Origin of the sequence: Arenimonas donghaensis DSM 18148 = HO3-R19 (genome assembly GCF_000743535.1) — a bacterium.
Classification (GTDB): Bacteria; Pseudomonadota; Gammaproteobacteria; order Xanthomonadales; family Xanthomonadaceae; genus Arenimonas; species Arenimonas donghaensis.
Map to the genome: position 1 here is coordinate 1 of NZ_AVCJ01000004.1, position 12,331 is coordinate 12,331.

General features: G+C 69.9%; 12 protein-coding genes and 1 pseudogene. 5 read left to right on the forward strand and 8 right to left on the reverse strand.

Annotated elements, in window-relative coordinates; all coding sequences use genetic code 11:
• The 3 genes from N788_RS03740 to N788_RS03755 all read right to left on the reverse strand — a co-directional run.
• Window positions 1–2,145 (reverse strand): ATP-binding protein (locus N788_RS03740; protein ID WP_051924330.1); only part of this gene is annotated, 2,145 nt, incomplete at its 3' end.
• Window positions 2,146–4,794, reverse strand: a complete 2,649-nt coding sequence (locus tag N788_RS03745; RefSeq protein WP_051924331.1) for an EAL domain-containing protein — start codon at window positions 4,792–4,794, stop codon at window positions 2,146–2,148. It lies immediately after the preceding gene.
• 38 nt (window positions 4,795–4,832) lie between these two features.
• The gene (locus tag N788_RS03755) at window positions 4,833–5,417 is read right to left on the reverse strand and encodes a DUF4126 domain-containing protein (RefSeq protein WP_034221163.1); all 585 of its coding nucleotides are present in this window, start codon (window positions 5,415–5,417) and stop codon (window positions 4,833–4,835) included.
• A gap of 115 nt (window positions 5,418–5,532) precedes the next feature.
• On the opposite strand from N788_RS03755, the gene N788_RS03760 reads away from it, so the two are divergent.
• Genes N788_RS03760 through N788_RS03780 form a run of 5 tightly spaced genes read left to right on the forward strand, consistent with a single transcriptional unit; the run spans window position 5,533 to window position 8,947 of the window.
• Entirely contained in the window at window positions 5,533–6,264 is a 732-nt protein-coding gene (locus N788_RS03760) for a DUF6776 family protein (protein ID WP_034221165.1), read from the forward strand.
• Window positions 6,265–6,266: 2 nt separating this feature from the next.
• Window positions 6,267–6,737, forward strand: coding sequence for a bactofilin family protein (locus N788_RS03765; RefSeq protein WP_034221168.1), 471 nt, complete (start codon window positions 6,267–6,269; stop codon window positions 6,735–6,737).
• A 31-nt stretch (window positions 6,738–6,768) separates the two neighbouring features.
• Complete coding sequence (gene erpA, locus N788_RS03770) at window positions 6,769–7,128, forward strand: iron-sulfur cluster insertion protein ErpA (protein ID WP_034221170.1); 360 nt, start codon at window positions 6,769–6,771, stop codon at window positions 7,126–7,128.
• A gap of 10 nt (window positions 7,129–7,138) precedes the next feature.
• Window positions 7,139–8,056 (forward strand): NAD(+) diphosphatase, encoded by a 918-nt coding sequence (gene nudC / locus N788_RS03775; RefSeq protein WP_034221173.1) that lies wholly within the window; start codon window positions 7,139–7,141, stop codon window positions 8,054–8,056.
• A gap of 9 nt (window positions 8,057–8,065) precedes the next feature.
• Window positions 8,066–8,947 (forward strand): hypothetical protein, encoded by an 882-nt coding sequence (locus N788_RS03780; RefSeq protein WP_034221175.1) that lies wholly within the window; start codon window positions 8,066–8,068, stop codon window positions 8,945–8,947.
• A 153-nt stretch (window positions 8,948–9,100) separates the two neighbouring features.
• Here N788_RS03780 and N788_RS03785 read toward each other — a convergent pair whose 3' ends face one another.
• From N788_RS03785 to N788_RS03800, 5 genes and pseudogenes are all read right to left on the reverse strand, one after another.
• The gene (locus tag N788_RS03785) at window positions 9,101–9,466 is read right to left on the reverse strand and encodes a CD225/dispanin family protein (protein ID WP_244444078.1); all 366 of its coding nucleotides are present in this window, start codon (window positions 9,464–9,466) and stop codon (window positions 9,101–9,103) included.
• A 4-nt stretch (window positions 9,467–9,470) separates the two neighbouring features.
• A complete protein-coding gene (locus N788_RS03790) occupies window positions 9,471–9,905 on the reverse strand; it encodes a DUF2752 domain-containing protein (RefSeq protein ID WP_051924333.1) in 435 nt (144 codons plus the stop codon).
• Window positions 9,889–10,206 carry a CD225/dispanin family protein gene (locus tag N788_RS15035; RefSeq protein ID WP_034221353.1) on the reverse strand — a complete coding sequence of 106 codons (318 nt, stop codon included), beginning with the start codon at window positions 10,204–10,206 and terminating at the stop codon, window positions 9,889–9,891. The genes N788_RS03790 and N788_RS15035 overlap by 17 nt, the downstream gene beginning before the upstream one ends.
• Window positions 10,207–10,236: 30 nt before the next feature.
• Window positions 10,237–10,302: pseudogene (locus N788_RS15125) on the reverse strand (zinc-ribbon domain-containing protein); the annotation flags it as partial.
• An 84-nt stretch (window positions 10,303–10,386) separates the two neighbouring features.
• Window positions 10,387–12,303 carry an MFS transporter gene (locus tag N788_RS03800; RefSeq protein WP_034221178.1) on the reverse strand — a complete coding sequence of 639 codons (1,917 nt, stop codon included), beginning with the start codon at window positions 12,301–12,303 and terminating at the stop codon, window positions 10,387–10,389.
• Window positions 12,304–12,331 lie beyond the last annotated feature (28 nt).

Genomic DNA, 12,331 nt, shown 5'->3' on the forward strand with positions numbered 1-12,331 from the left:
CGCGCCCTGGCGGGCAGGCATGCCGCTGCCGACGCCGGGCCGGGACTCGCTGCTGCCCGGGCGCGGCGGGAAGGGGGAAATCGGCCGCGGAATCGACGGCGCCGCAGGCCGGGATGCCGGCACGGGCGACGGCATCGGGGACGTCGCGGTGGCCCGGGCGGGCATGGCCTCGCCGTCGGCGTGGGTGTCGGTGCCGGTGCTGCGCGGCATCGGCGGCGCGGGGCCGCCAGCGTTCACCGGCTTGGCGGCCAGCCAGCGGGCCAGGGTGGCCTCCAGCAGGCGCCGGTCCACCGGCTTGGACAGGTAGTCGTCCATGCCGGCGTCCAGGCACTTCTGGCGGTCGCCGGCCATCGCGTTGGCGGTCATCGCGATCACCGGCAGGCGCGCCATGTTGTTCGCCAGTTCGTGCTGGCGCCATTCGCGGGTGGCCGTGTAGCCGTCCTTCACCGGCATCTGGCAGTCCATCAGCACCACGTCCAGATTGCCCTGGACCATGCGCTCGAGCGCCTTCTCGCCGTTGTCGGCGGTTTCGCACTGCAGGCCCAGCAGGCCGACCAGGCGCTGGGCGACCATCAGGTTCACCGGATTGTCCTCGACCAGCAGCAGGCGGCCACGCAGGCGGCCCTTGGGCGGTTCGGGATCGGGTTCGGCGCCGGGCACCACCAGCTCGCGCTCGGGCGGCAGCGGATTGTCTTCGTTGAGGCTGGCCTGGGCCGGTCCCGCCGACAGGAAGCCGGTCAGGGCATTGCGCAGTTCGGAGCCGCCGATCGCACGCGGCAGCAGCAGGGCATGCGGGCCATTCATCAGTTCGGCGGCGACCGACTCTTCGCCGTGCAGGTAAACCACGCGCAGGTCCTCCAGTTCGGGCGTGCGGCGCAGGTTGCGGTGCAGGGCGATGGCCGTGCTGCGCACGCTTTGCAGATCCACCAGCAACAGGTCGAAGCTCCAGTTGGCGCCGCGCTGCAGCGCCGTGCGCAGTTTGGTCAGGGCGTCCTGGGTGGTTTCGGTCTGGCTGAGGTTGGCGCCCCAGCCGGGCGCGGCCTGGTCCAGTCGCTGGCGCAGGCCGGCGTCGGTGGACAGCAGCAGCACGCGGGCGCCGTTGAGGTCGGTGCGCTGGCCCTGGATGTCGCCGGCGGCCTTGAGCAGCGGCACTTCGAACCAGAAGGTGCTGCCGCGCCCCGGCTCGGAATCCACGCCGATGCTGCCGCCCATCAGGTCGACGATGCGCTTGCAGATGACCAGGCCCAGGCCGGTGCCGCCGTAGAGGCGGGTGGTGCTGGCGTCGGCCTGGCTGAAGGCCCGGAACAGGCGCGCGTCCTTGGCGATGCCGATGCCGGTGTCCACCACTTCAAAGCGCAGTTCATGCTGGCTGCGGGTCTCGCCGCGGCGGCTCACCGCCAGGCTGACCGAACCCCGTTCGGTGAACTTCACCGCGTTCGACAGCAGGTTGGTCAGCACCTGGCGCAGGCGCACAGGGTCGCCACGCACGGCCAGGCGCACGGCCGGGTCGATCTGCAGGCTCAGGCGCAGGCCCTTGGACTCGGCCGGCTTTTCCATCAGGCGGAACACCGAATCGAGCAGCTCCCGCAGGTTGAAACTGGTGGTTTCCAGCGTCACCTTGTTCGCTTCGAGCTTGGAGTAATCCAGGATGTCGTCGACGATACGCTGCATCTGCCGCGCCGATGTGTAGGCCGTGCGCACGATGTCCTGCTGGTCGGGCTGGAGCCGGCTGCTCATCAGCAGGTCCAGCATCGGGATGATGCCGTTGAGCGGCGTGCGGATCTCGTGGCTCATCGTCGCCAGGAATTCGCCCTTGGCCATCATCGCCGACTCGGCGGCCTGCTTGGCCTCGGTCAGTTCGCGCTCGAGCCGGCGGTGCAGGGCCAGTTCTTCCTGCAGTGCGTTCACCTCGCGGGTCTGTTCGCCGGTGGCCTGGGCGGCCTGCTGCAGCGCACGGTTACGCAGGGTGAACGCGCGCCAGAAACCCGCCGCGCCGGCGAAGGCCAGCAGCGCCGCGATCAGGGCCGCCGACTGCCACAGCCAGTTGTCGCTGAAATGTCCCATGGCCGCGGCGATCGCGGCACCACCGGCGCCGGACAGCGCCAGCCAGCGGACGATCAGGGCGTCATTCGGGTTCGGCTTCATTCAAAGCACCGCCTGCTGGAAGTCGAAGTCCATGCCGCGGTCGGCCTGCTGCACCAGGTTGCCCTGGATGAAGTCGATGCCGCTCATCCACAGCGTGGCGGCCGCCTGGGCGTCCTCGACGCCGTGGCCGATCACTTCCAGGCCGCGGCGGTGGGCCCGGTCGATGAGCACCTTGAGCTCGTCGCGGAGCGTCGACGACAGCGCCGTCGAGGTGTACTTGCGCGCCAGCTTCACGAAGCCCAGCGGCAGCTCGTCGAACAGCCGGTCGGTGGCGTCGCTGGCCTCGAACTGGCTCAGGCAGAACTGCAGGCCGTCGGCGACCATGGCGTCGCAGAACGCGCGGATGGTGCCCGAATGGATGCCGGCGTCTTCCATGCGCAGTTCCACCACCAGCGACGTGCCTGGCACGTCGTGCGCCGCCAGCTCGGCCTTGAGCCAGGTGGCCTGGCCCGGGTCGGCCAGGGTCAGCGCCGACTGGGTGACGAACAGGCGCAGCGACTTGCCTTCGGCGCGACGGTCGCGCACCAGCTTCATGGCTGCCTGCATCACCCAGCGGTCGATGTCGGTGATGAAGTCGCCGCGTTCGGCCAGCGGCACGACTTCCGCAGCCGGCAACAGCTTGCCATTGGCGTCGCGCAGGCGCAGCAGCACCTGGTACTGGCTGTCGTCGCTGCCGGCCACGGCCACCACCGGCTGGTACAGCAGTTCCAGGCTGTTGCGGGCGATCGCTTCGCGGATCTCGTTGACCAGCGCGGTTTCGCGGGCGGCCTCGGTGGGCTGCGTCGGCTGGTAGCGGCGCACGCCCTTGTCCTGGGTGCGGGCTTCGCGCGCCATGCGTTCGGCCACGTCCAGCAGTTCGGCCACGTCGGTGAAACGATGGCGGAAGGCGCAGACGCCCACCGACACGCGCAGGCGCAGCGGATGGCCCTGCACGTTGAACGGATGCTGCACCAGCAGCGTGCGCAGCTGGATGGCGAATGCCTCCAGGCCGGCTTCGTCGCGCCCGGTGTCGAGCACGACGAAACTGCCATCGCCAAAACGCGTGGCCGGCCGGCTGCCGGCCTGTTCGCCGACCAGCTTGCCGACCGAGGCCAGCAATTGTTCGAGCACGGTCAGGCCCAAGCGGTCGCGCAGCAGGTTCACGCTTTCCACTTCCAGGAACAATACGCCGCCGGGGCTGGCCTCGTGCGCCGCCGCCAGGCTTTCGACCACCTGCTCGCGCACCTCGGTGCGGTGCAGCAGGCCGGTTTCCGGATGCCGGTCGCCACGACGCGATTGTTTTTCCTGCGAAGCCCGGTGGCGGGAGACCCGGTTCTGCACGGCGGCGATCAGGTGTTTGGGGCGCACCGGCTTGGAGATGAAGTCGTCGCCGCCGGCTTCCAGCGTTTCGAACTGGCGATCGGTGTCGGATTCGCCGGACAGGAAAACGATGGGCGTGTGCAGGAAGGGGTCCTGGTCGCGGATCAGCACCGTCAGCTCGATGCCGTTGGCATGCGGCATGTGCAGGTCCATCAGGATCAGGTCGGGATTGAAGCGGTGCAGGGCCTCGAGCACGTCCAGCGGATCGAGCACCACGTCCGTCCGCATGCCGGCGTTGCGCAGGATGCCTTCGGCGAACAGGGCTTGGTTGCGGTCGTCTTCGACGATGAGGATGCGGAAGGGTTCGCCGCCGCCGGGACTGATCAGCTGGCCCAGGCGCTTGAGCACCTCGCCGGCGTTGGGCTCGACCAGCAGCAGGTCGACGCCGGCGCGCTGGGCGTTCAGGCGCAGGGTGATGTCGTCGGCCTCGCTCAGCGCCACCAGCTGGATCGGCTGGCTGCTGAGGCCGCGCGCCGCGCGCACCGTGGCGCCGATCTCGTCGAGCTGGTCGCTGAAGCCGGCGTCCACCAGCGCCAGGCGCGCGGGCAGGGCGCCCAGCAGTTCGCTGAGCTCCTCGGCGCTTTCAAGCAGCTCGACTTCGTAGCCGGCGGCTTCCATGCGTTGGTCGAGTTCGAGTGACAGCGGGCCGTGTTCGGTCAGGTGGTAGACGCGGACACCGGTGACATCGTGGGTGGTCTCGGTCATGGGAGGAACCTGCGGTCGGGGCGCGGCCGGCTTGGGTGCCGGTTTCGCGGCCGGGGCGGCCGCCGGGGCCGGGGCCGGAGTGGGTTCGGGAGCGGGCGGCGGCGGTGCCGGCGCCGGCGCTTCTTCGGCGACCGTCGTTGCGGTCGCTGCCGGGGCATCTTCGCCCCATCGGCGCCAGTAGTTCGCCGGCGGCGTTTCGGCACGGCCGCTTTGCTGCACCACGCGGGGCGGTGCGGAGATGTCGGCACCGGCCTCGGCGCCCATCGGCACGGCCTGGCCAATATCCTCGACCAGGTGCCACAGGCGTTCGCCGGTTTCCGGGTCGGGCAGGGCCTGCTGCTGCAGGGTGTCGTCGAGCAGTTCGTGCAGGTGCAGGAAATGCTGGCCGGCTTCGTCCAGCCCGTGTTGCTGGCAGGCATGGCCCAGGCTCAGTGCATCCTCATTGAGCAAGGCCAGGCCGTTGATGTCCCAGCCGTCCTGCAGGAAATGGTGCAGGCGGCGGCCGATCTTCTCCACGCGCCGCGGCAAGTGGCGCAGGAAGGCGGGTCGGTGTGCGGCGAGTCGTGACTCGTCGTGCGGATTCATCGCGTGGCCCCTGTTTGGCCTTGGATTATGCATGAAGGCTAACGGTCGGCAGCTGTCCTGCCGGACAAACGCCAGGCCCAGCGCGCCAGCCAGGCCACGAACAGCGCGCCGGCAAGCAAAACACCCAGCAGCACGGCCAGCGAAAGCCAGGGGTAGCTGAACACCAGCGCCAGCGCGCCGAACGCCGCGGTGTCTTCGCCGGCCGACGCTGCCCAATTCGATACCGGTTCGGGTGACGCGTTGATGAGGGCCCGCGTTCCCGACTTGAGCAGGTGCGTGCCCAGCGCCGCGCCGCCGCCCAGCACCAGGGCGCTGGTGGCGAGTTGGCCGTCGTCGGACAGCGTGGCGGCCGCCAGGAAGGCGCCGGCGGGGATGCGCGCCAGGGTTTGCAGCAGGTCCCAGCCTGAATCCACGCCGGGGATCTTGTCGGCGGCGAATTCGACGATGGCCAGGGCGCCGGCGGTGCCCATCACCCAGGGCGAGGTGGTGACTTCCAGGGCGGCGGGCAGGTCCACCCAGCCCATGAGGCCGGCCAGGCCCACGCCGAACACGGTGAAGTAGGCGCGGACGCCGGCCAGACAGGCCAGGGCCAGGCCCAGGGCAAAGATGTGCGCTTCGGTCATGCCGGCCCCCGGAACGTGACGTGGTTCACAGTATAGTGGTCCCCCGCCTTGACGCTGGCCGGGTGCGCCCGCTTAAGTTGGCCGGCTACGCGCGCCGGCGCGACCCCCTAAGGTCATGAATACCCCCGCCCCCGAGAAACATCGCTTCGTCATCGTGCCGCACCGGCCCTATGCCCGCGTGCTGCTGGCGGTTGGCCTGGCGCTGTGGCTGGCGAGCCTGGTGGCGGTCTGGATGGTCGCCTCCGAGCGCGCCGCGCCGGGCCTGGGCCAGCTGCGCCAGGAGCTGAGGCTGGCCAGCGAGCGCGCCACCCGCTCCGAGGACGTGGCCCGCCAGCTGCGCCAGAACGTCGCCACCCTGCGCCGCAGCGACCAGATCAGCCGGGCCGCCAATACCGAGCTGCAGGCCACCCTGGCCGAGCGCGAGGAAGAAGTCTCGGCGCTGCGCGCCGACGTCGCCTTTTATGAACGCCTGGTCGGTGCCACCGGCCAGCGCCGCGGCCTGAGCGTGCACGAGGCCGTGTTCGCGCCCGAATCCGGCGGTACCTGGCGTTACACCGTCACCCTCACTCAGAACCTCAACCGCGGCGCCATCAGCAAGGGCGAAGCGCGCCTGTCGGTGGAAGGCGTCAGCGAGGGCCGCCTGGTCAACCTGGGCTGGCAAGAACTCCTACAGAAGCCGGACGCATCCGGCCAGCCGTTCTCGTTCCGCTATTTCCAACAGCTCGAAGGCAGCGTGATGCTGCCCGAAGGCTTTACCCCCCAGCGCGTCCGGGTGCAGTTGCGCTCGGATGGCAGTACCGTGGAGCAAGCCTTCCCCTGGGAAGCGCGTGCGCCGCGAGGAGACTAGACATGTTCGGCAGCGACAAAAAATCCCCCCGCCACGGCAATGCCGTGGAAACCCTGGTCGGGCCGCGCGCGGTCATCCGTGGCGACATCAACTTTTCCGGTGGCCTGTACGTGGAAGGCACCATCTACGGCAAGGTCGTCGCCGACGACGGTTCGGCCGCCGTGCTGACGCTGGCCGAAGACGGCCGCATCGAAGGCGAGGTGCGCGCGCCCGTGGTGGTGATCAGCGGCACCATGACCGGCGACGTCCATGCCAGCGAGCGCGTCGAACTGGCCGCCAACGCCCGTGTCCAGGGCAACATCCACTACAAGGTGGTCGAAATGGCCGCCGGCGCCATGATCACCGGCCGCCTCATCCATGCCGAGGCACCGCTGGCCCAGCTCACCGGTCCGGCCGCGGAAGCCGCGGCGCCGGCGCCCGCGCCGCTGCGCGGCAAGGCGGCAAAAGCCGAAGCCGAGCCCCAGCAGGCTTGAAACCGGGGCCGGGAGGCCCCATCTTGCCGCCATGCAAATGCATCCCAGCTACCAGCAGCTCGACGCGCCGCTCGACTTCACCGCCGCCGCGGCGGCCAAGGTCGCCTCCCTCATCGCCGAGGAAGGCAACCCGGGGCTCAAGCTGCGGGTCTACATCACCGGCGGTGGCTGTTCAGGCTTCCAGTACGGCTTCGAGTTCGACGAACAGCAGGCCGAGGACGACCTGGCCCTGCAGCGCGACGGCGTCACCCTGCTGGTGGACCCGCTGAGCCTGCAATACCTGATGGGCGCCGAGGTCGACTACCGCGAGAGCCTGCAGGGCGCGCAGTTCGTCATTCGCAACCCCAACGCCAAGACCACCTGCGGCTGCGGCAGCAGCTTCTCGGCCTGAAGCCGCCTGCGTGAGCGCCGTGCCGTCCGGTTTCGCCTTCCGCGGCCCGGGCCTGGACCGCGCCGAACTGCTGCGTGAGGACGCCGCCGGGCTCGACGCCCGCTGGCCCACGGCCCGCGTGCTGGTGGTGGACGCCGAGGGCCTGGCGCGATTCCGCCGGCCCTCGAAGGAAACCGCGCCGGCGACCGGTGCCGAAGCCTCGCCCGAGGACGTCATCTGCAGCGGCTCGCGCCTGGCCGACACGCGGCCGGCCACCGCCAGCCTGCTGGGCGTGGACGGCGAGACCGCCTGGTTCGTACTGCCGCACGAGTCCCTGCAAGATCCCCTGCCCGGGCGCCTGGGCCTGCGTGAGGCCGCGGCCACCTGGCCGGCGCTGCCGGCCTCGGCCCTGGCCCAGGCCCGCGCCCTGGTGCACTGGCAGCAGCGCAACCGCCATTGCGGCGCCTGTGGCGCGGCGGTGGTGTTCGGGCGGGCCGGCTACAGCGCCAACTGCCCCGGCTGCGGCCTCGACCACTACCCGCGCACCGACCCGGCGGTCATCGTCGCCGTCACCGACGGCAGCCGCCTGCTGCTGGGGCGCCAGGCCAGCTGGCCGGCCGGCCGCTGGTCGGTGCTGGCGGGTTTCGTCGAACCCGGGGAATCGCTCGAGCAGGCCATCGCCCGCGAGGTGATGGAAGAAGCCGCGGTGCCGGTGTTGTCCACCCGCTATTCGGCGTCGCAGCCCTGGCCGTTCCCGGGCTCGCTGATGGTGGGTTTCCACGCCATCGGCGAGCCGGTGGTGCCGCGGGTCAGCGACGAACTGGAACAGGCGCGTTGGTTCACGCGCGCCGACATCGAGCGCGAGGTCGCCGCCGGCGAACTCAAGCTCTCGCCCCGGCTTTCCATCGCGCGCACCCTCATCGAGGAATGGCTGGCCCAACAAGGCTAGAATCCCCCCATGTCCGCCGCCCTCATCGCCGTCGTCTTCGCACTGCTGCTGGGGCATGTCTTCCCCTCGCTGCCGCTGCTGCGACGCTACGACTGGTTCATCGGCTGGCTGCACTGGCTGGGCCGGCAGTCGGGCAGCGACTGGCCCAACAAGGTCGGCCTGCTGCTGGCCGTGGGCCTGCCGCTGCTGGCGGTGGGCGCGATCCAGTTCTTCATCGACGACGTCTTCTACGGCCTGCCGGCCTTCGTCTTCGCGCTGCTGGCCCTGCTTTACACCTGGGGCCCACGCGACCTCGACCTGGACGTCGAGAACATCATCGAGGCGCGCACGCCCGAAGCGCGGCGTGAAGCCGCGCAGTCGCTGTTCCATACCGGCGGCGAACCCGTCTGCGAAGGCCCGGCCCTGGTCGAGGCGGTGTTCCGCTGCGCGCTGTGGCGCTGGTTCGGCGTGCTGTTCTGGTTCCTGGTGGCCGGCGCGGTCGGCGCCATCGGCTACCGCCTGGTGTCGCTGAGCGCGCAGGGCGAAGCCCGCCGCAGCCTGCCTGCCGGGCAGCGCGGCGTCGCGCGTACGGCGCTGGCCGTGCTGGATTGGCCGGTGGCACAGCTGATGACCTTCGCGATGGCGCTGGCGGCCGATTTCGACCGCGTGGTCAGCGCCTGGCGTGACTGGCACGCCGCCGGTGGCCTGCGCCTGGACGTGGGCTTCCTGGGCGCCGCCGCCCGCGCCTCGGTGGCCAGCGAACTGGCCGAGGAAGACGCCTACGCCGTCGACGGCCCGGCCCAGGCGTCGGCGCTGCTGGAGCTGCGCGACGCGATGAGCCTGGTCTGGCGCATCCTGCTGCTGTGGCTGGGCGTGCTGGCGCTGCTGGTGCTCGCCGGCTGGGCGACCTGAGCCACTTGCTGTGGGAGGGACTTCAGTCCCGAAGCTATCGGGACTGAAGTCCCTCCCACAAAGATCGGTTTATCGGAGGACGCGCTGTGGCCTGACCGGCTTCTACGCGTCGCCCGAAGTGCGCGCCAAGCTGCGCGCCAACGAGAGCTGGCGCTAGTAGCCGCCCGACAGGGCGCCAAGTCCCAGGCCGAACGCGATCAGCAGCAAGTACGCCGCGAAACCCAATAGCGGCGTGAACAGGGAAACCAGGCACCAGAACCGGGCCTTGTCCGAAGCTTCCCGCGCCGCGTCGAACTGCCTGCCTGACATCAAGGCATCAACGCGGCTGGCGTAGACCAGTGCGACGATGCCGCCTGGCAGGCAGCAGAACAGCGTCATCAAAATTGCCCAGACCAGGTGGTTGGGCACGGAGTGCATGCCGGCAGGCGGTGTCGGCATGGTGACGATCAGGACGTTTCCGCAACTGGCGCAGGTGCTGGCGCCTTCCGGGTTGGGGTGATGGCAACGGCTGCAGATCACGGCGTCAGACTCCAGGGGCAAGCCAGGTGAAAGGTTCCCATGGCAGGTTGCGTGCCACGGCGTAGGCAATCAGCACCACGGCCCAGGGGCGGGCGTCGCCGATGCGGCCGGTGACGGTGCGCCAGGCGCCCGGCAGGGCGAAGAACTGGTTCGCCAGCAGCAAACCCACGAAGGGCAGCGACAGTACCAGCAGGGGATTCATTGCCAGCGCACCGGCAAGGTCGAGATGCAGCAGTGCGTGCAGCGCGCGCGTGGTGCCGCAGCCGGGGCAGAACAGGCCCGTCAGCCACTGCGACGGGCAGGGTGGCAGCGGGCTGCCGGCCTGGGTCGGGTCCACGTTCCAAAGCAGCACGGCGCCCGCCAGCCCGGCCAGGGCGAGCAGCGCCAGGCCGAGCGGGTGGCGCCGCGTCGGGGGCAGCGGGTCAGTAGTTGCCGGCATCCGCCAGCGCGCCCAGCATCACCAGGCCCAGCCAGGCGACGATGGCGACCAGGCCCACGCCCAGCGAGATCCAGCACCAGAGCTTGGCGTTGTCGGACGACTGCTGCGCACCGGCGTAGTCGCCGGCGGCGGCCTTGCCGTCGACCTGGGCGGCATAAACGATGGCGACGATACCGCCCGGCAGGCAGCAGAACAGCGTCACCAGGATCGCCCAGACCAGGTGGTTGGGAATCGGCGCCCGCACGCCGGCGCCGGGCGCGACCGCGGCCTGCGGTGGCGGCGTGGCGGGGGTATCGGACATCGGCGGGGTCGGCGGGGCGACGGCCAACGCGGCGCCGCACTGTTCGCAAACGGTGGCGCCGGCCGTGTTCTGGTGGCCGCAGTTGGTGCAGTTCATGGTTTTCCCCTGGATGGTGAGGGTGCACGCAAGGGCACCTGGTAGGGGAAAACTAGCGGCTCGGTGCGCGCCACGTCAACGAGTTCAGGGACGATCGCCGCGAAGTTCGCGCACGCGGGCTTCCAGCGAGGCCGCGGTGGCGGTCTCGCCCGGCACCGGTGCGTCGGCCACCAGGCCGACCGCGGCGCGCAGCCGGCGAGGCACGCGCAGGCGGCCCAGGCGGCTGTCGCGGCGCGACCACATGCTGTCCCACAGGCCCGTCAACGCCATCGGCACGACCGGCACCGGCGATTTCTCCAGGATGCGCTCGACACCGCCCTTGAACTTCGCGATGTCGCCGTCCTTGGTCAGCGCGCCCTCCGGGAAAATGCAGACCAGTTCGCCGGCATCGAGCGCGGCCCGGACCTCGGCGAAGGCGGCGTCCATCACCGCCGGGTCTTCGCGCGCGCCGGCGATGGGAATGGCGCGATGGGCGCGGAAGACCCAGTTCATGCCGGGGATGCGGAAGATCTTGTAGTACATGACGAACCGGATCGGCCGCGGCACCGCGGCGCTGATCACCAGCGGGTCCATGTAGCTGACGTGGTTGCAGACCAGCAGGGCCGGGCCTTCGTCGGGCACGTGCTCTTCCACGCCGGTGATGCGCACGCGGTAAAAGACCGAGACGTAGATCCAGGCCAGGAAGCGCAGGAAGAACTCCGGCACCAGGGTAAAGATGAGGATCGACACGCCGGCGTTGGCGATCGCCAGCGCCAGGAACAGTTCCGGGATGCTCAGGCCGGGCAAGGGCAGCACCACGCCGCCGATGGCCAGCGACTCGCGCTGCAGCAAGACGCCCAGCATCGCCGCGAGCACGATGAAGCCGGCGTTCTGGATGTTCAGGCCGGCGATGACCCGCGACAGCTCCTCGCGCGGCGAGCGGCTCTGCACCAGCGCGAACAGCGGCACGATGAACAGGCCGGCGAACAGGCCGATCAACGTGAGGTCGGCGATGATGCGCCAGTTGCCGGCGGCGATGAACTCGCGCACGGTCAGGCCGCTGCTGGTGGCCAGGCCGCGCTGCGCGAAATACAGGTCGGCGCAGAACGCGGTCATGCCGATCGCGCCCAGCGGCACCAGGCCGATCTCGATGGTGCGCCGGCTGAGCTTTTCGCACAGCAGCGAACCCACGCCGGTGCCCACGGAAAACAGCACGAAGCAGAACAGGTACAGCGTGCTGCCACCGCCCAGGTAGGTTTCGGCATAGGTCGGCAGCTGCGCGGTCAGCACCGTGCCGACGAACCAGAACCAGGAAATGCCCAGGATGGCGTTGCGCACCGCCAGCTGCTTGCGCGCCAGGCGCAGGGCCTTGAGCGATTCCGGGAACGGGTTCCAGTTGATCTTCAGGTCCGGCGCCGAGGCCTCGACCCGGGGCACCAGGCGGCTGATCAGGTTGCCGGTGATCGCCAGCGCCACGATCGACGCCGCCGCAGCTTCCGGACCGGCCTGCCCGGCCACCACGAAGATCATGCCGCCGAAGATCATGCCCAGCAGGATCGACATCGAGGTGCCCATCTCGACCAGGCCGTTGCCGCCGGTCAGTTCCTCGGGCTTGAGCACGCTGGGCAGGATGGAATATTTCACCGGGCCGAACAGCGTCGACTGCAGGCCGGTGCAGAATAGCGCCACCAGCAGCAGCGCCATCGATTCGGTCAGGAAGCCGACGGCGGCGACCGACATGATGCCGATTTCCATCGCCGTGGTGATGCGGATCAGCCGCTGCTTCTCCAGCTTCTCGGCGATCTGCCCGGCCAGTCCGGAAAACAGGAAGTAGGGCAGGATGAACAGCGCCGGCGCCAGGTTGGTGTAAAGCGTGCGTTCCTGTGCCGATACGCCCAGGAAAAACAGCAGCGCGATGATCGCCTGCCGGTAGACGTTGTCGTTGAAGGCGCCGAGGGACTGGACCAGGAAAAACGGCAGGAAGCGCCGCTGGCCGAGCAGTTCAAACTGGTTGTGGGCCATGGGCTCCCCCGACGTGACCGCCGAAGCC